The 18,505-nt window shown below is 63.8% G+C and carries 16 protein-coding genes; 5 read left to right on the top strand and 11 right to left on the bottom strand.

Features of this window, described 5'->3' with window-relative positions; all coding sequences use genetic code 11:
• The first annotated feature begins 111 nt into the window (after window positions 1-111).
• Window positions 112-1,137: a tRNA (adenosine(37)-N6)-threonylcarbamoyltransferase complex transferase subunit TsaD gene (gene tsaD, locus AC6H0N_RS12060; protein ID WP_497574356.1), complete on the top strand. Its 1,026-nt coding sequence runs from the start codon at window positions 112-114 to the stop codon at window positions 1,135-1,137.
• Window position 1,138: 1 nt separating this feature from the next.
• Here tsaD and plsY read toward each other — a convergent pair whose 3' ends face one another.
• Complete coding sequence (gene plsY / locus AC6H0N_RS12055; protein ID WP_497574355.1) at window positions 1,139-1,729, bottom strand: glycerol-3-phosphate 1-O-acyltransferase PlsY; 591 nt, start codon at window positions 1,727-1,729, stop codon at window positions 1,139-1,141.
• A gap of 76 nt (window positions 1,730-1,805) precedes the next feature.
• Here plsY and AC6H0N_RS12050 point away from each other — a divergent pair, with 76 nt between their 5' ends.
• Window positions 1,806-2,174, top strand: a complete 369-nt coding sequence (locus AC6H0N_RS12050; protein ID WP_497574354.1) for a dihydroneopterin aldolase — start codon at window positions 1,806-1,808, stop codon at window positions 2,172-2,174.
• A gap of 70 nt (window positions 2,175-2,244) precedes the next feature.
• Here AC6H0N_RS12050 and AC6H0N_RS12045 read toward each other — a convergent pair whose 3' ends face one another.
• From AC6H0N_RS12045 to AC6H0N_RS12005, 9 genes are all read right to left on the bottom strand, one after another.
• Window positions 2,245-2,589 (bottom strand): H-NS histone family protein, encoded by a 345-nt coding sequence (locus AC6H0N_RS12045; RefSeq protein ID WP_497574353.1) that lies wholly within the window; start codon window positions 2,587-2,589, stop codon window positions 2,245-2,247.
• 111 nt (window positions 2,590-2,700) lie between these two features.
• Entirely contained in the window at window positions 2,701-3,198 is a 498-nt protein-coding gene (gene ybaK, locus AC6H0N_RS12040) for a Cys-tRNA(Pro) deacylase (protein ID WP_497574352.1), read from the bottom strand.
• Between the two features lie 24 nt (window positions 3,199-3,222).
• Window positions 3,223-4,170 carry a site-specific tyrosine recombinase XerD gene (gene xerD, locus AC6H0N_RS12035; RefSeq protein ID WP_497574351.1) on the bottom strand — a complete coding sequence of 316 codons (948 nt, stop codon included), beginning with the start codon at window positions 4,168-4,170 and terminating at the stop codon, window positions 3,223-3,225.
• A complete protein-coding gene (locus AC6H0N_RS12030) occupies window positions 4,134-4,622 on the bottom strand; it encodes a methylated-DNA--[protein]-cysteine S-methyltransferase (RefSeq protein WP_497574350.1) in 489 nt (162 codons plus the stop codon). The genes xerD and AC6H0N_RS12030 overlap by 37 nt, the downstream gene beginning before the upstream one ends.
• 26 nt (window positions 4,623-4,648) lie before the next feature.
• Window positions 4,649-5,926, bottom strand: coding sequence for a glutamate-5-semialdehyde dehydrogenase (locus AC6H0N_RS12025; RefSeq protein ID WP_497574349.1), 1,278 nt, complete (start codon window positions 5,924-5,926; stop codon window positions 4,649-4,651).
• A gap of 62 nt (window positions 5,927-5,988) precedes the next feature.
• A complete protein-coding gene (gene holA, locus AC6H0N_RS12020; RefSeq protein WP_497574348.1) occupies window positions 5,989-6,996 on the bottom strand; it encodes a DNA polymerase III subunit delta in 1,008 nt (335 codons plus the stop codon).
• Complete coding sequence (locus tag AC6H0N_RS12015) at window positions 6,993-7,490, bottom strand: LPS-assembly lipoprotein LptE (RefSeq protein ID WP_497574347.1); 498 nt, start codon at window positions 7,488-7,490, stop codon at window positions 6,993-6,995. Before AC6H0N_RS12015 ends, holA begins: the two co-directional genes overlap by 4 nt.
• Window positions 7,491-7,501: 11 nt before the next feature.
• The gene (gene leuS, locus AC6H0N_RS12010; protein ID WP_497574346.1) at window positions 7,502-10,171 is read right to left on the bottom strand and encodes a leucine--tRNA ligase; all 2,670 of its coding nucleotides are present in this window, start codon (window positions 10,169-10,171) and stop codon (window positions 7,502-7,504) included.
• Between the two features lie 481 nt (window positions 10,172-10,652).
• Window positions 10,653-11,081: a hypothetical protein gene (locus AC6H0N_RS12005; protein ID WP_497574345.1), complete on the bottom strand. Its 429-nt coding sequence runs from the start codon at window positions 11,079-11,081 to the stop codon at window positions 10,653-10,655.
• A gap of 518 nt (window positions 11,082-11,599) precedes the next feature.
• Here AC6H0N_RS12005 and AC6H0N_RS12000 point away from each other — a divergent pair.
• Both AC6H0N_RS12000 and AC6H0N_RS11995 read left to right on the top strand, forming a co-directional pair.
• Entirely contained in the window at window positions 11,600-13,780 is a 2,181-nt protein-coding gene (locus tag AC6H0N_RS12000; protein WP_497574344.1) for a UvrD-helicase domain-containing protein, read from the top strand.
• Window positions 13,781-13,820: 40 nt separating this feature from the next.
• Entirely contained in the window at window positions 13,821-16,211 is a 2,391-nt protein-coding gene (locus AC6H0N_RS11995; protein WP_497574343.1) for a sensor domain-containing diguanylate cyclase, read from the top strand.
• Here AC6H0N_RS11995 and AC6H0N_RS11990 read toward each other — a convergent pair.
• Complete coding sequence (locus AC6H0N_RS11990; protein WP_497574342.1) at window positions 16,192-16,980, bottom strand: ParA family protein; 789 nt, start codon at window positions 16,978-16,980, stop codon at window positions 16,192-16,194. The genes AC6H0N_RS11995 and AC6H0N_RS11990 overlap by 20 nt on opposite strands.
• 151 nt (window positions 16,981-17,131) lie before the next feature.
• On the opposite strand from AC6H0N_RS11990, the gene AC6H0N_RS11985 reads away from it, so the two are divergent.
• Window positions 17,132-18,109 carry a quinone oxidoreductase family protein gene (locus AC6H0N_RS11985; protein WP_497574341.1) on the top strand — a complete coding sequence of 326 codons (978 nt, stop codon included), beginning with the start codon at window positions 17,132-17,134 and terminating at the stop codon, window positions 18,107-18,109.
• Window positions 18,110-18,505: the final 396 nt, after the last annotated feature.

Here is an 18,505-nt window from a genome sequence, read left to right as displayed (position 1 = left end):
GCGAATTATAACGGGGCAAATGACCAGAGCGCAAGGGCGTCGACACCTGTCGTGTGGAGCGAGTGCGCCATCCGCGCTAGACTGCGCACCTTTTCGCCAACGGCTTGATTCATGAACGTTCTCGGCATCGAAAGCTCCTGCGACGAAACCGGTGTGGCTGTGTACGACACGGCTGCCGGACTGCGTTCGCACCTGGTGCATAGCCAGGTTGATCTGCACGCAGCCTATGGCGGCGTGGTGCCAGAACTGGCCTCGCGTGATCACATCCGTCTGCTGCCCGTGCTGGTACGACAGGCTCTTGAGGCGGCCGGGTGTGCTGCGGGCGAACTGGATGCCGTGGCCTATACGGCCGGGCCCGGTCTGGCCGGGGCTCTGCTGGTCGGAGCTGGCTTTGCGCAATCGTATGCGATGACCCTCGGCATTCCGGCTTTGCCCATTCATCACCTGGAAGGGCATTTGCTGTCGCCGTTGCTGTCGGCAGACCCGCCCGAGTTTCCGTTCATCGCCTTGCTGGTGTCGGGTGGCCATACCCAATTGATGCATGTTGCCGGGGTGGGTGAGTACACCCTGCTGGGCGAAACGCTGGACGACGCGGCGGGGGAAGCCTTCGACAAAACGGCCAAGCTTATGGGGCTGGGATATCCAGGCGGCCCGCAGCTTGCGGCCCTGGCCGAGCGAGGTGCCCCCGGCCGGTTTGCGCTGCCGCGTCCGATGTTGCGCTCGGGTGATCTGGACTTCAGCTTCTCGGGCCTGAAGACGGCGGTGCTGAACGTGGTGTCGGCCCCGGCTTGGGATGTCGCCCATGCGGCCGATCTGGCGGCCGATTTTCAGGATGCAGTGACGGATGTGCTGTGCGCCAAGGCATTGCGTGCGTTGCAGCAGAGCGGCGTCGGCCGTCTGGTGGTCGCCGGCGGCGTCGGCGCAAACCGCAAACTGCGCGAAGTGCTCACGCAATCAGCGGCAAAGCGGGGCTGGCGGGTGTATTACCCGGAGCAGGCTTTGTGTACGGATAACGGCGCGATGATTGCGTTTGCCGGCGCGCTCCGTCTGGCGGGTGGTCAGCGTCCGCAGTCCGGCGTAGCGGTGGGGGTGCGTCCGCGCTGGCCGTTGTGGGAGCTGGGCCGGCCGGCGGCCTGAATTATTTCTTCGCGCCGATTCTCGACTCGGTGCCGTTCTTCAGGCGGCGGATGTTTTCGGCGTGTCGCCACACCAAAGTGGCCGTCATCGCCATCAGCACGCCGACCACCAGCGCATCTTCGATCAGCAAGAAGCCCATGAGCGGAGCCGAAGCCGCTGCAGCCAGCGCGGCTGCCGACGAATAGCGGCTGCCGCCTGCGACTGCGATCCACACCAACATGGCCACCCCGGCGATCGGCAGGCTGATGCCGGCCAGAACGCCCAGCGCGGTTGCCACGCCTTTGCCGCCCTTGAAGCGCAGGAATACGCTGAACACGTGGCCGATGAAGGCCGCGAGCCCGGCCAATGCTGCTGCGCCGGGGTCGAAGCCGAGTGCGCTTGCGCCCCATACGACGACCCAGCCCTTCAGGCAGTCGCCCAGCAGGGTGACGATCGCCGCAGCCTTGTTGCCGCTGCGCAATACATTGGTGGCGCCGGGGTTGCCCGATCCGTAACTGCGCGGGTCGGCAAGACCGAACAGTCGCGAGGCGACGACGGCGAACGGAATCGATCCGATCAGGTAGGCTGCGATGAGGAGGATGGGCAGGTTCATGTCTGGGCTGAGTCGGGCGGGCGGTGAAGCGCGGCATTCCGGGCTAGAATCGGCGCGATTCTAATCGGAAAAGAGCATGGACTTCATTTTCATCGAGGCGTTGCGGGTACAGGCGTGGGTCGGCATCTACCCGCGCGAGAAGGCTGCGCCGCAGATGCTCGAACTCAATCTGACTTTTGGCGTGCCCGATGCAGCGGCCGAACATGACGACATCAGCGACACCATCGATTACGCTGAAGTGGTCGCCCGCATACGCAGCGAATTGCAGCAGCGCCATTTCAACCTGATCGAAACGCTCGGGGAATTCGTCGTGAAGATGTTGTTTGACGAATTCGGCGCGCCTTGGGTCAAGCTGCGCATCGCCAAAATTGGCGTGATGAAGGACGTACGTCGAGTCGGCGTATTCATCCAGCGCGGCCGAAGCGGAAACCCGCTCCCGGAATAAGTCAGCGCCCCATGAACAAGAGGCCATTTTCGCATCTGCGGAAATGGCCTCTTTGGCTTGAGGGCAGCGCTCAGCCCTTTGCGAGGGTGTCGAGCGACTTGCCCGCGGCCAGCCAGTCCAGCACCCATTGCGGGCGGCGACCGTGACCGCTCCAGCCCTGATCCGGGTTGGCCGGATTGCGATACTTCACCGGCAGCTTGCCGCCAGTCTTCTTGGCCGCCCCGGTCTTCTTGTTGGGCCCGCGCTTGCGCGTCGGCGTGGCGCCGGCCTCTTTCATGATGTCGCCCAGAGAAACGCCTTTCTGGTCGGCGAGCTTCTTGATCTCTTTCAGCAGCTCACGTTTGGCAGAATCGTTGCGTTTGGCGATTTCCTTTGCAACCTGAGTCTGGAGTTTGTTCAATTCCGGCAGGGTCATCGACGACAGATTCATGGTTCATCCTTTTTAGGTGAATGCGAAAAACGTGGAAACCCGCCATTGCGGATTGTTGCATTGCGATTCTGCCACCAGTTAATTGAAATTCAAAGCCTATTCATTTTTTTGGCCGGCCTCCACGAGCTGCGGATTCAATGCCAGCAACACATCGTGTGGGTGAATGCCGACGAGAAATCCGCGCCGTCCTCCATTGATATAGATGAGTGGCAGATCAAGAATGCTCCTTTCCATGAATATCGGCATCGAGCGTTTCGTCGCAAACGGTGAGGTGCCGCCAACCAGGTAGCCGGAGTGCCGATTTGCGACGGCGGCGGGGCATATCTCTATGCGTTTGTGGCCGCTCTGGCGTGCCAGTTCCTTGGTGGACACCTGCATGTCGCCATGCATCAGCACAATCAGCGGATGGGCGTTTTCATCCTGCATGATCAGCGTCTTCACTACGGCGTGCTCGGCCACATTCAGTTCGCGTGCGGATACGGCTGTTCCTCCATGTTCCTCATATTCGTATACATGGGTGGAATGGGCGATGCGGTGCTGACGCAAATAGCGGGTGGCCGGAGTCTCGGGGGCGTTTCGGTCGTTTCTACTCATGAGGAATGGAATTGCGATCCGGTGTCATGCACGCGGATGGTGCACGGCGTGCAGTGATTTGAGGCGCTCCCGCGCGACATGGGTATAGATCTGGGTTGTCGAAATATCAGCATGTCCGAGCAGCATCTGCACTACCCGCAAATCCGCACCGTGATTGATCAGATGGGTGGCGAAAGCGTGGCGCAAGGTATGCGGAGAAAGCCGCTGAGCGGCGATTCCAGCGCTTTGCGCGTGCTGTTTTATGATGCGCCAGAACATCTGGCGTGTCATTCCTGCGCCAAGTCGTGTTACGAATATGTGGTCGCTGTGGCGTCCGTTGAGAATGGCCGGGCGGCCCTCTCGGATATAGCGTTCCAGCCAGTCAATGGCCGTTTCCCCAAGCGGCACCAGGCGTTCCTTGTCGCCTTTGCCGATTACTTTCACCAGCCCTTCGCGCAGTGCCACCGAAAATGGCTTGAGGTCGACCAACTCTGAAACCCGCAAGCCAGTCGCATACAGCACTTCGAGCATGCAGCGATCGCGCAGGCCCTGCGGTGTATCGCTGTCGGGGGCGTCGAGCAGGCGTTCGACCTCCGCTTCCGTGAGCGATTTCGGAAAGCGGGTCGAAGGCATCGGCGGGTCGATCAGCGTGGTCGGATCGCGCGTGATCTGCCCGCGCTCTGCGAGATGTCGATAGAAGCGTCGCCAACTCGATAGCAGCCGGCGCTGGCTGGCCGGGCGTGCGCGCTTGCTGAACTCGGCCAGATAGGCGGCCAGGTCGGCGTCGGTGGCCTCGATCGGCGTGCGATTGCGCTGCGCCAGCCAGCGCGCGAAGTGATCAAGATCGCTGCGATAGCCTGAAATGGTGTTGCGGGCGAGGCCGTGCTCCAGCCACAGAAAGTCGCCGAAGGCGTCGAGCGTGGCAATGGTATCTGCCGGAAGTGGCGGTACTTCGTTCACCTTGTCAGCCGGGCTTCGTGCGTGAGCAGCCATTGTTTGACGCGAATCAGGTGACCATCGGTGTCGCCGGCGAAGCCACCCAGCCCCTGACTGCTGACGACGCGGTGGCAGGGCACGATCAACGGAAAGGGGTTTGCCCCGCAGGCACCGCCGACAGGGCGCGCTGCGCTGTCTAGTTCGCGGGCGAGATCGCCGTAACGACGTGTTTGGCCGCAAGGAATGGCGGCGATGGCGGCCCATACGCGGCGCTGAAAGGGCGAGCCCTGTGCCAGCAAGGGCAGGCCGTGCGGCTGGTCCGGCGCGGAAAGCCAAGTGTGCAGGGATGTTACGGCCTGCTCGGCAAGCGCATTGTGCGGAGGGGTTTCGGGTGTGTCGGGTGGCAGGAAGACCAGCTCGTGCACCGCATGGGCGTCACACCGCACACCCATCGGGCCAAAAGGCAGATGGGTGATGGCGCTGTAACGATCAGTACCGGAGGCGACCATTCAGTCCTCCCGCGTGCGATGGTGGATCAGCGGCGGATTTCGCCGTTGCCGAACACGATCCATTTCTGACTGGTGAGCCCTTCGAGACCCACCGGGCCGCGAGCATGGATCTTGTCGGTCGAAATGCCGATCTCGGCGCCCAAGCCGTACTCAAAGCCATCGGCAAAGCGCGTCGAGGCGTTGATCATTACCGACGCCGAATCGACCTCGCGCAGGAAGCGCATGGCGCTGGTGTAGTTCTCGCTGACGATGGCTTCAGTGTGGCCGGAGCTGTAGCGGTTGATGTGCGCGATGGCTTCATCGAGCCCGACCACCACCTTCACGGCGATGATCGGCGCGAGGTATTCCTCGCCCCAATCGGATTCCTGTGCCGGCGTGAGCAGGGACGTGTCGATGCCGGCCTCCGTGAGGATCGCCAGCGATTCGGCGCAGCAGCGCATCTCGACGCGATGCGTCGCCAGCATGCGGCCGGTGTCGGGCAGAAAACGCTGCGCCACGCCGCGCGCGACCAGCAGCGATTCGGCCGTGTTGCAGGTGCCGTAGCGCTGGGTCTTGGCATTCTCGACGATGGGGACGACTTTGGCCGGATCCGCCGCGTCGTCTACGTACACGTGGCAATTGCCGTCCAGATGCTTGATGACCGGCACGCGCGCCTCGCGCGAAATGCGCTCGATCAGCCCCTTGCCGCCGCGCGGCACGATGACGTCTACGAACTCCGGCATGGTGATGAGCTGGCCCACGGCCTCGCGGTCGGTGGTTTCGACTACCTGCACGGCGGTTTCTGGCAGGCCGGCGGCGGCCAGTCCGGCACGCACGCAGGCGGCAATGGCCTGATTGCAGTGCAGGGCTTCCTTGCCGCCGCGTAGGATGGCGGCGTTGCCGGATTTGAGGCACAGCGCAGCCGCGTCTGCGGTGACGTTGGGGCGCGCTTCGTAGATGATGCCGACCACGCCCAGCGGCACGCGCATCTTGCCGACCTCGATACCGCTCGGGCGGCGGCGTACGTCGGCTATTTCGCCGACGGGGTCGGGCAGGGCGGCGACCTGTTCGATGCCGGCGGCCATGGCTTCTACACCTTTGGCGGTCAGCGTCAGGCGGTCGATCATGGCGGCTTCAAGGCCGGATGCGCGTGCGGCTTCAAGGTCGCGTGCGTTGGCGGCGAGCAGGGCGTCGCGCTGGGTGCGAATGGCTTCGGCCATGGCGGTCAGGGCAGCGTTCTTGGTGCCGGTCGAGGCGGCCGCGACGATGCGGGAAGCCGCGCGGGCCTGGCGGCCGAGGTCTTGCATGTATTGGGCGGTGTTCATGATTCGGTTCGAGCGTTCAATTCGAGGACATTAGCAGATCGGCAGGTGTTTGACGCGCTGCATCATCGCCGTGCCAGCCGCAGCACCAGTTGCAGGAATTCATCCCACACCGCGCCGTCGGCGATGCCTTTGACCATGCGGTCGATGCGCGCTGCCGCCAGCAGCGAGGTACGCAGCGTGGCCAGGCGCAGACGTGGCAGCGCGCGTTGCAGTGCGCCGCGACGGCGGTCGTCGAACACGCGTTCGGCCTTCATCGCCGCCGCCAGAGGCTGGCCGGCGTCCTGCGCAGCGCGCAGTGCGGCGAGCGTGCGGATCTCGGTGGTGATGGCCCACAGCACCAGCGGCGGTGCTGCACCTTCTGCGCGCAGGCCTTCGAGCAGGCGCACGCAGCGCGTGGGGTCACCTTCGAGCAAGGCTTCGCGCAGCGCGTCGAGGTCGTAGCGGGCAACCGACAGCACGGCGGCGCGCACGTCTTCCAGCGTCAGTTCGCCCGGCGGATGCAGCAGGCCGAGCTTGAGGATTTCCTGGTGGGCGGCGAGCAGGTTGCCTTCGACGTGCTCGGCGATGAAGTCGAGCGCGTCGCGGGTGGCCTTTTGCTGCTGGCGATCGAGCCGTGCGGCGATCCAGGCGGGCAGGCGTTCGCGTTCCGGTGCGTTGAGTTCGAGCACCACGCCCGGCGCTTCAAGCGCCTTGAACCAGGCCGTCTTGCGCGTGGCCCAATCGAGTTCGGGCAGGGTGACGAGGGTAACGGTGCCGCCGTCGAGTCCGGCAACATAACGCTGCAGCGCGTCACCGCCGTCGCGGCCCGGCTTGCCGGTGGGGATGCGCAGATCGATCAGCTTGCGACCGCCGAACAGCGACAGATTGCCGGCCGCCAGCGTGAGCTGATCCCACTTGAAGCCCTGGCCGACGACCAGCGTCTCGCGTTCATCGAAGCCCTGGGTGCGGGCTGCGGCGCGTATTGCGTCAGCCGCCTCGAGCACGAGCAGGGGCTCGTCGCCGTGCAGGACGTAGAGCGAGGCGAGTGGGCGTTCGAGGTGAGCGGGAAGCTGGTCCGGACGCAGGATCACGGACGGACGACGGCGAGCCGGCGCACGAGCTGGTTGATGATGTCGCGCTCCATGTCTTCGAACAGCAGCGTTTCCTCGCGGTTGGCCGACAACACGAGGGAGTCGTCGAAGCTGTATTCGCGGCGGGCGCGGATGATGCTGGGTGGCAGACGCTCGTTTCCGGCCGTGTCGAGTACGCGAAAGACCAGCGAGCGTTCGAGCTCGTATTCGCGCACGGCGCCGTCGGCATTCAGCGAGAGAATCTCGCGGTTGCGCTCGTTACGCAGAACGTCGAGGCGCACTTCGGCTTCCGCCGGGTTCTGTACCACCGTGGTCGTGCCGCTGTACTCGATCTGACGACGCAACTCGCCGCCCAGTACGTTGTTGAGCTCGCCCAGGTGGATGGTCTTGAACGGCAGCGGCTGCGGGCCACGCAACTTGAAGCCGCAGGCCGACAGCGTGAGCGCCGACAGGCCGGCCAGGATCAGACTGCGACGGGTGTTCGTTGCGGGCATGGACACGATCCTCACACGACGATATTGACCAGACGGCCTTTGACCACCACAACCTTGCGCGGTGGTTTGCCATCCATGAATTTCTGCGCAGCCTCTGAAGCCAGTGCCATCTGCTCGATGCTGGCTTGATCGGTTTCGGCGGCCACCTTGATGCTGCCACGCAGTTTGCCATTGACCTGCACCATCAGCTCGATTTCATCCTGAAGCAGCGCATTTTCGTCCGCTTCCGGCCACGCGGCATCCTGCAGCTTGCCCTCGAAGCCACATTCCGTCCACAGCGCATGAGCGAGGTGGGGGGTGATCGGCGCCAGTACGCGCAGCAGAACGGAGAAGCCTTCGGCCGCCACGGCCGCGTGCGCGGCGGCGTCGTTCTGCGGCGCCTTCTCCAGCGCGTTGAGCATCTTCATGGTGGCCGAGGCCACGGTGTTGAACTGATGCTTGCCGAAGTCGAAGTTGGCCTGCTTCAGGTTCAGGTGAATCTCGCGACGCGTATCAGCCAGCGGGCCGGAGGCCTCAGCCGCCTTGGCAGAGCGGTGCGCGCGATATTGCGTGGCGTAGGCATGGCCGAAATTCCACACCCTGCGAAGGAAGCGGAAAGCGCCTTCAACGCCGGAATCCGACCATTCAAGCTGTTGATCGGGCGGGGCGGCGAAGATGATGAAGAAGCGCGCGGTGTCGGCGCCGTAGCGGTCGATCAGCGCCTGCGGATCGACGCCGTTGTTCTTCGACTTCGACATCTTCTCGGTGCCGCCAACCACCACCGCTGCGCCGTCGGCTGCGCGGGCGGCGGTGACGCGGCCCTTTTCATCGCGCTCGACAGCGACGTCTGCAGGGTTGAACCACTGCTTGCGGCCCGCAGCGTCTTCCCGGTAATAGGTATCAGCCACCACCATGCCCTGCGTGAGCAGGCGCGTGAAGGGTTCGGACACGTTCACCAGGCCGCAGTCGCGCATCGCGCGCGTGAAGAAGCGCGAATACAGCAGGTGCAGGATGGCGTGCTCGATGCCGCCGATGTATTGGTCGACCGGCGCCCAGTAGTTCGCGCGCTCGTCGACCATGGCGTTGGCGTCCGGGCAGGCGTAGCGCAGGAAGTACCACGACGATTCGACAAAAGTGTCCATCGTGTCCGTTTCGCGGCGCGCAGGCTTGCCGCAGGACGGGCAGGCGCAGTCGTAGAACTCGGGCATCTTGGCCAGCGGCGAGCCGCGGCCGGTGATCTCGACGTTCTCCGGCAGCACCACCGGCAGGTCTTCGTCCGGCACCGGCACGTCGCCGCAGGATTCGCAGCGGATCATCGGAATCGGGCAACCCCAGTAGCGCTGGCGCGAGATGCCCCAGTCGCGCAGGCGGTACTGCACGCGCTTGTTGCCGAGGGCCTTGGCTTCGAGGTCCGTGGCGATGGCGTCGACCGCGCCCTGGAAATCCAGGCCGTCGTACTTGCCGGAATTCACGAGCGTGCCGTGTTCGTCATACCAAGGGCGCCATTCGGATGCGTCGAACTCGTACTTGGACTTGATGGCTTTGAGTGCGTCGGCACCCTCTTGCGTGTCAGTCCGCCCCTTCGCTTCGCTTTCTACGACGACGTAATCAACGACTTTTTTGATCGGCAGGGCGTATTTGCTTGCGAACGCGAAATCGCGCTCGTCGTGCGCCGGCACGGCCATCACCGCGCCTTCGCCGTAGCCCATCAGCACATAGTTGGCGACCCACACCGGCAGCAATTCGTCAGTCAGCGGATGGCGCACACGCAGCGGCGTGGCCATGCCCTTCTTCTCCATCGTCGCCATGTCGGCTTCGGACACGCCGCCGCGCTTGCATTCCTCGATGAAGGCGGCGAGTGCCGGGTCGTTGGCGGCGGCCTGCTCCGCCAGCGGGTGTTCGGCGGCCACGGCCACGTAGGTCGCGCCCATAAGCGTGTCGGCGCGGGTGGTGAAGACTTTCAGTGCGCCGGTTTTGCCGATGCTCGCTTGGTCGTACGGGAAGGAAATCTCCACGCCCTCGGAGCGGCCGATCCAGTTCTTCTGCATCGTGCGCACCTGCTCGGGCCATTCGCGCAGATCGCCGAGTCCATCCAGAAGCTCATCGGCGTAAGCCGTGATCTTCATGTAGTACATCGGGATCTCGCGCTTCTCCACCAGCGCGCCCGAGCGCCAGCCGCGCCCGTCGATGACCTGCTCGTTGGCCAGCACGGTGTCGTCCACCGGATCCCAGTTCACGGTGCCAAGGCGCTTGTAGATCAGGCCCTTCTCAAACAGGCGCTTGAACAGCCACTGCTCCCAGCGGTAGTACTCGGGCGTGCAGGTGGCGATCTCGCGCGACCAGTCGATGGCAAAGCCCAGGCGCTTCAACTGCGCCTTCATGTATTCGATGTTGGCGTAGGTCCACTTCGCCGGCGGCACGTTGTTCTGGATGGCCGCGTTCTCGGCCGGCATGCCGAAGGCGTCCCAGCCCATCGGCTGCAGCACGTTGAAGCCCTTCATGCGGTGCTGCCGCGCCAACACGTCGCCGATGGTGTAGTTGCGCACATGGCCCATGTGCAGCTTGCCCGACGGGTACGGAAACATGCTAAGGCAGTAGTACTTGGGCTTGTTCGCGTCTTCCGCGACGCGGAACGCATCGCTGGCCTCCCATTCGCTCTGGGCGGCGGTTTCGATCTCGGCGGGCGTGTATTTTTCCTGCATGGAATGCGTGGCCTGATGGGCTGAATCAAGCGGCGGATTATAGCCCGAAGGTGGGGGCTTCCGGCGTCAGCGGGGCGCCTCTCGGCGCTTGTTTCACCGGTGGCGGTTGTGTTGGCCTCGACCGGCCGGGACTCGCCCCGGCGGGCGACCTACTTTCTTGTCGCGCGACAAGAAAGTAGGCAAAGAAGCGCGCCCCGCCGTCTCGGCCCTTCGGGCTTCCCTCGCTTCGGGCGGTTTCGCCGGCCGGTCCTGAACTCGCTTCGCTCAGACAGCAGGACCGGACATCCCCGGCGAAACCACCCTGCGCTCGGCGAGCCAGAGGGGAGGCCCTCCAGAACGGTAGTGCGATTCTCGTACAGCGGGATAGGGCAGCGTAATCCGCCGGATGCCTGATCAATTCGGCGCAACGCCCTTCGGTTATTGCGGGCTACGACCTCTGTGAGCATTGGGGGTCAACATCCCAATAGGCCGAACTCTTAACCTAAAACGGAACATCATTTTCTAGAGTTCCACCGTGTCCGACAGGAAGCTCGCCCCCAGACTCCGCCCGCGCCAATTTTTCAAGCTCATCAATGGAACGACCCTTCATATTCGCTATTTGCGGGGCGATTTCCATCATCGAAATACTGATGAGAGGGGAGTTCAAACGGCCAAGCAACTCCCAATCTTCTTCAGTAATAGTTTGTGTTGTTACCAGAACGTGGAAGCATGAATATGCGATCTCCTGCCGATCGGGCCAAGCAGTCGAATTCTCTTCTATCGCATACAAGTATTGGTCGATCGTAGTTTCAGCATCAACAAACTGCTCTGCGGCTTCGTCCCCGTCTGAGTTCTTCAACTCTTCTTTAAGCCGGTTATAGAGGGAAATTTTTCCTTCGCTAATTAGTGCCTTTTCATTACTTTTTCTCATATCTACTCCGGACTACCCGAGCGAGCACAAAAGTAAAGTTCGAGGGGGGAGACCCGTTCCCCAGCGCATCTGCGACCACCGCTTGTACGCAGCGTAACCAGCCCATCACCTAATGACAAACGCCTCGCAGCTCGTGTACGGCGCAATCCGCGAAGCGGATTGCGCCGTATTTGGCCCCAAAGTGTATGCCACGGCGCTAATCGTAGCCACCCAAGTCCCCTCTGGCTCGCCGAGTGGAGGGTGGTTTCGCCGGGGAAGTCCGGCCCTGCTGTCTGAGCGAAGCGAGTTCAGGGCCGGCCGGTGAAATCGCCCGGAGCGAGGGAACCGGCGTAGCCGGCGAGACGGCGGGGCGCGTTTCTTTGCCTCCTTTCTTGTCGCGCGACAAGAAAGGAGGTCGCCCGCCGGGGCGAAATCCCGGCCGGTCGAGGCCAGCAAGACCGCAAACCGCAGAGCGGGCGCCGAGCGCCGGAGGGGTGGCCCTCCGCAGGTACAATACCGACAACCCACAGGTGCCCTGCATGTCCGATCTCCTCGCCAATCTCAATACCGAACAACTCCAGGCAGTTACGCTGCCGCCGCAGCACTCGCTGATCCTGGCCGGCGCCGGATCGGGCAAGACGCGCGTGCTGACCACCCGCATCGCGTGGTTGGTGCAGACCGGCCAAGTCGAGCCGGCTGGTTTGCTGGCGGTGACCTTCACCAACAAGGCGGCGCGCGAGATGCTGGCGCGGCTGGGCGGCATGCTGCCGATCAACACGCGCGGCATGTGGATCGGCACCTTCCACGGGCTCGCCAACCGGTTGCTGCGCGCGCACTGGCGCGACGCGAACCTGCCGCAGCTGTTCCAGATCCTCGATTCGGCCGACCAGCTGGCGGCGATCAAGCGCATGCTCAAGGTGCTCAACGTCGACGACGAGAAATTTCCGCCGCGCGAGTTGCAGCACTTCATCAACGGCCAGAAAGAGGCCGGTCTGCGTCCGCAGGCGGTCGAGGCGTGGGACGACTACACGCGCCGCCGGGTGGCGCTGTATCAGGAATACGAAACGCAGTGCCAGCGCGAAGGCGTGGTGGATTTTGCCGAGTTGCTGCTGCGCAGCTATGAGTTGCTGGAACGCAACGAGCCGCTGCGCAAGCATTATCAGCGGCGCTTCCGTCACATCCTCGTGGACGAGTTCCAGGACACCAACAGCCTGCAGTACCGCTGGCTCAAGCAGTTTGCGGATGAGGGGCGCGAGGGCGGAGGTGCGATGTTCTGCGTGGGGGATGATGATCAGTCGATCTACCGCTTTCGCGGGGCCGACGTCGGCAACATGCGCGACTTCGAGCGCGAGTTCCGCGTGGCCAACGTGATCCGGCTGGAGCAGAACTACCGCTCGCACGGCAACATTCTCGATGCGGCTAACGCCATCATCCGCAACAACTCCAATCGTCTGGGCAAAAACCTGTGGACCGAGCAGGGCGAGGGCGAGCCGATTCGCGTGTATGAGGGCTTTGCCGATCTGGACGAAGCGCGTTGGTTGGTGGAGGAAATCCAGCAACTGGTGCGCGAGGGCATGAGCCGTTCGGACATCGCGCTGCTGTACCGCTCGAATGCGCAGTCGCGCGTGCTGGAGCACCAGCTGTTCTCCAGCGGCATTGCCTACCGCGTGTATGGCGGCCTGCGCTTCTTCGAGCGGCAGGAGATCAAGCACGCGCTGGCCTATCTGCGTCTGATCGCCAATCCGGACGACGACACTTCGTTTTCGCGTGTGGTGAACTTCCCCACGCGCGGCATTGGCGCGCGCTCGATCGAGACGCTGACGGACGCCGCACGCACCTACAACGGCAGCCTCTACGCCACCGTGCCGCACCTGTCGGGCAAGCCCGGCACGGTGCTGGCGGGGTTCGTACGCATGATCGAAGACATGCGGCGCGACACCGCCAAGCTGACCTTGCCCGAGCTGGTCGACCACGTGCTTGACGCCTCCGGCCTGCGCAACCACTACCGCAACGAGAAGGAGGGGCAGGACCGGCTCGAGAACCTCGACGAGCTGATCAGCGCGGCTACCAACTTCCTGGCCGAATTCGGTGCGCCCGAAGAGCCGACCGACCACGCTTTGCTGGCGGATTTCCTGGCTCACGCCTCGCTTGAAGCGGGCGACCATCAGGCCGAGGCCGGCGCTGATGCGGTGCAGTTGATGACCGTGCATTCGGCCAAGGGTCTGGAGTTCGATGTGGTGTTCGTGACCGGACTTGAAGAAGGGCTCTTCCCGCACGAGAACAGCATTCTCGAAGCCGACGGGCTCGAAGAGGAGCGCCGACTGATGTACGTTGCCGTCACGCGCGCGCGCCAGCGGCTGTACCTGTCCTTCGCCCAGAGCCGCATGCTGCACGGTCAGTCACGTTACAACCTCAAATCGCGTTTCCTGGAGGAAATCCCCGAAACTCTGCTCAAGTGGCTCACGCCCAAGCGCATTCCACAGATGCCCGGGAACGCCTATTTCAAGCCATCGTCCACACCTGTGCGGGCGCCGGTGCCGCCGCGGCGCAGTGACGACGGCGGGCTGCGTGTGGGGCAGGTCGTCGAGCATGCCAAGTTCGGCCAAGGGGTGATCGTGGCCGCCGAGGGGTCTGGCTCGGATGCGCGCGTTCAGGTCAATTTCGGGGCGGCCGGGCTGAAGTGGTTGCTGCTGTCGGTAGCAAAGCTAGAGGCGTGCTGAGAACCGTCGCATTGACGGTTACGGGCGCGCGGAGGCGGTAATGGACGACGATCTCGGGCAACGACGGAGCTGGTTTTCCGGACACAGTCTGCGCTGGCGCTTTCATGCGCTGGTGGTGCTGTTTGTGGTGTTGTTCGGCGCCGTGGCCGTGGTCGAGGTGGTGCGTGAGCGCGTCGTGCTTGATCGCGAGTTGCGCGAGGTCACCCAGGCGCTGCGCGTTGGTCTGGTAACCACCCTGGATGCGACCGAGCGCGAGATGCAGCACATCGCCTCGTTGATGGCTGCCGACCCCGAGGTGCGCTATTTCATGCGGCGCGCTTCCGAGGTGGTCACGCTCGAAGGCGGCGGTGAGGGTGGCCCGATCTCCGAGAAGGTGCGCGAGAGCTTTGCCTTGCGCATGGATCAACGCCGCGAGACGCGCTGGTCGGACGAGCTTGCGTCGCGGCAGATCGAGTTTCATATCCAGCCTGGCTTCGTTAATTTTCTGCGTGTGCGCGACCCGCGTCGTTTTGGCGACCGCCTCGATGGCATGCGTCCCATGGTTGCGACCGTTCATGCGCTTGGCATTCCGGCTTCGGGTTTCGAGGTTGGCCGCATGTACGCAGGACTGCGCGCCGTTCACCCGGTGACCTCCCACGGCGAAGACGACCTGCCCGAACTGGTCGGCAGCGCCGAAGTCGGCGTTGCGATGCACGACCTTCTGGCGCAGGCGTCCAGCCGTCTGGGCGCGGAGCTTGCGTTGACCCTTCCCAAGGTGCTGGTGGATGGCGTGATGTGGGCCGACGATATTCGCGCCGGGCTCACCTGGGGAGCAGAGTGCGGGTGCTACATCGATTCGGCCTACGGCCTGCCGGGGGCTCGGCTGCTGGCCGCCTTGAGTGCGCCGGCGCAAACCCCGTTTGACGGCCATCGGCTGGAGAACATCGAAGGGCGTTGGTACGCGGTGACGCGCGTACCCCTGCGCGGCTACACCGATCTGTCCGCTGTCGGCGTGCCCAGAAAGCCTGATGCGGCGATTTTCATCTTTGCCGATCGCAGTGATCTGGTCGCCGATTACGCCGAGCAGCGGGTGCGCACGCTCGGCTCGCTGGCGGCACTCTTCCTGCTGGCGGTGTTTGCGTCGTGGGTAGTGCTGCGCCGCATCGGCGCGACCGAAGAAGCGCTGGAAGCAGCGCGGCGTTTTCGCAGTGCGCTGTTCATGCTGTCCCCCGATTCGGTGCTGGTTGCCGACAGCAAGGGCACCATCGTCGAGGTCAATCCGCATTTCTGTGCGGTGACTGGCTATCGGCCCGAGGAGGTCATCGGCAACAACGCGCGCATGCTGCAATCAGGCAATACGCCGGTCGAGGTGTATCGCGAGATGTGGGCTGCGCTGCAATCCGGCGAGGAATGGCGCGGCGACCTGCAGAACCGTCGCAAGGACGGCACGCTGTACTGGGAGGCGCATGCGGTTGTGCCAGTGAGGGGCCGTGACGGTGACATCACGCATTTCGTGTCCTTCCAGCGCGATATCACCGAGCGTCACGACATGGAGCGTGCCCTCAGTGCCAGTGAGCGGCTGTACCGCAGCATTCACGACAACGTTCAGGAGGCCATTTTCCTTTTGCGGGTCGAGGGTGACGACTTCATTTTCGTCGGCAACAACCCGCGTCACGAGCAAACGACCGGCCTTACCGCCGAGCGTCTGAAAGGCTCGCGGCCGCAGGAGATTCTGCCGCCCGACATGGCCGAGCAGGTGCTCGCCAACTACCGCCGTTGCGTGGCAGAGGGCCGCACCATCCGCTACGAGGAAGAGCTGGATCTGCCCATCGGCACGCGGAACCTGATGACTTCCCTCGCGCCGGTATTCGACGATCACGGGCAGGTCGAGATGATCGTCGGTCTGGCCGTTGACGTCACCGAGCAGAAGCGTGCCGAGGCCGAGTTGCGACGTCTCGCCACCACGGATGCACTGACTGCCCTGGCCAACCGCCGCCATTTCCTCGAGCGGGCGGAGCAGGAGCTCGGCCGCGTGCAGCGCTATGACACGCCGTCGGCCTTCATCATGCTCGACATCGACCACTTCAAGCGCATCAACGACACCTGGGGGCATGCCACCGGCGACGCCGTGCTGCGTCGCATGGCGCTGGTGCTCGGGGAGGCTGTTCGCTCCACCGATCTGGTCGGGCGCCTGGGCGGAGAGGAATTCGGCGTGTTGCTGCCCGAAACGGATCTGGAGGCGGCGCTCAACCTGGCCGAGCGTCTGCGCATTGCGGTCTCTGACGTCAGCATTCCGACCGACGGGGAGTCGTTGCGCTTCTCCGCGAGCTTTGGCGTGACGCTGCTGCATGCCGACGATGAAAATGTCGACATGCCGATGGCGCGGGCCGATGCAGCGCTCTACGCGTCCAAGTTTGCCGGCCGGAACCGGGTCAAGTGGCGGGTGCGCTGACGCCGGTTGTGAGGGTTTCGTAGAGGGCCTCGAATTCGCCGGTGAGTTTGTGCCGCGCATCGAGGTGGATCATCGGGCGCGCTTGTTCATGTGACTCACGGATCTTCACCGACGCTGACAGATACGGCGTCAGCAAAGGCAGGCCTTCGCCCAACAGCTCTGTCACGAGCTTGCGCGGCAGTGCCGCACGCGCCTGGAACTGATTGACGACGATGCCTTCGATTTGCAGCCCGGCGTTGTGGTCGGCACGAATCTCGCCGACGTTGTCGAGCAGCGCATACAGCGCGCGGCGCGAGAACTCGTCGCAATCGAACGGAATCAGGCACCCGTCGGCAGCGATCAGCGCTGAGCGCGTATAAAAATTCAGGGCGGGCGGCGTGTCGATCCAGATATCGTCGAATTGCTCGGACAGTTCATCCAGGGCTTCGCGCAGCTTGTAGATCTTGTAGCGCGATTCGAGTTTGCCGTGCAGGTCTTCCAGGGCAGGGTGTGACGGCATGACCGACAGCCGCGGAAACGGAGTTGGCAGCACGAAGGCCGCCGTGGGCCGCGCTTCGAGTTGGAAGCTGAGCGTCTGCTCGAAGAAATCCGCCACCGAGCCCTCGGTGCGTGAGTTGCCGCCGCCGAGCAGGTAATGCGTCGAATTGCCTTGGGCGTCGAGGTCGATCAGCAGCGTTTTCTTGCCGCGATGCGCGCCGATGGCCGCAAGATTGCAGGCAATCGTTGATTTTCCGACGCCACCTTTCTGGTTGAACACGACTCTGCGCATGGCCTGACGAAATACGAGTGGATATTGCGGTGCAGCATAGCACTCCGTTGCGTGCATTGCAGCCCGCTTGCGGACATTCCGCATTGGCACGAGCGAGCAGGCGTTCTAGCGTTGCCGCCATTCATTCGCGCTAACCGATCAGGAGAGCCTCATGTCGCACGCCATCCGCTTCCACCAAACCGGCGGCCCCGAAGTCCTGCGTTGGGACGAAGTCGAAGTGGCTTCGCCCGCAGCCGGCGAATTGCGTTTGCGCCAGCGCGCCGTGGGGCTCAACTACATTGACACCTATCACCGCGGCGGCCTGTATCCCGTGCCGAACCTGCCGTCGGGCATTGGCCTGGAGGGCGCCGGCGAGGTTGAGGCCATTGGCGAGGGCGTGACCGGATTCAGCGCCGGCGATCGCGTGGCCTACGCGCATGGTCCGCTCGGCGCCTATGCCGAGGTGCGCAATCTGCCCGCCGATCGTGCCGTCAAGCTGCCCGATGCACTGTCCTTCGAGCAGGGCGCGGCGATGATGCTGCAGGGGCTTACCGCACAGTATTTGTTGCGTCGCACCCACCGCGTTCAGGCCGGCGAGACCATTCTTGTGCACGCCGCAGCCGGCGGGGTGGGTTCCATCCTCGTGCAGTGGGGCAAGGCGCTCGGCGCCACCGTGATCGGCACCGTGGGTTCGGATGAAAAGGCCGAGCGCGTGAAGTCACTGGGCTGTGACCACGTCATCGTCTATTCGCGCGAGGATTTCGTCGCCCGCGTGAAGGAGATCACCGACGGGCGCGGCGTGCGCGTGGCCTACGATTCGGTCGGCAAGGACACTTTCCTGCGTACGCTTGACTGCGTGCAGCGCCTCGGCCTGGTGGCGCTGTTCGGCAACGCGTCAGGTGCGGTTGCGCCCTTTGATCCGTTGTTGCTGGCGCAGAAGGGCGGGCTGTTCCTGACCCGACCGATTCTTGCGCAGTACATCGCTACCCGCGCCGAGCTCGACGAGATGGCGGCCGATCTGTTCGATGCCGTGCTGTCGGGCAAGGTGCGCATCGACGTGAATCAGCGTTTTGCGCTGCGCGATGCGGCTGAGGCCCATCGGGCGCTGGAGGGACGGCGTACGACGGGGGCCAGCGTGCTGTTGCCGTAACCTGGCTGCCGCTGCCGCTGCCGTGATTGTGGTTGTGGTTGTCTGGCGGGAGTCGGGGATTCACGCCTTGACCGGCCGGGATTTCGCCCCGGCGGGCGACTTCCTTTCTTGTTGCACGACAAGAAAGGAAGCAAAGAAACGTGCCCCGCCGTCTCGGCCCTTCGGGCTTCCCTCGCTCCGGGCGGTTTCACCGGCCGGTCCTGAACTCGCTTCGCTCAGACAGCAGGACCGGACATCCCCGGCGAAACCGCCCTCCACTCGGCGAGCCAGAGGGGAAATTGGCACCAAGTGAACCGCCAAGGCTGTAACGGGTTCCTTGCGCCTGACGTGTTGGAGTTGGGCGTTTGCGATTGCGTCGAGGCCGATGTCAGGTGCGCGCCTGCGGCGCTTGCCTGA

This window comes from Pseudazoarcus sp. NS34 (assembly GCF_059703725.1).
Note: the sequence above shows the minus strand (reverse complement) of the source record. Positions and strands in the feature narration are given on the sequence as shown.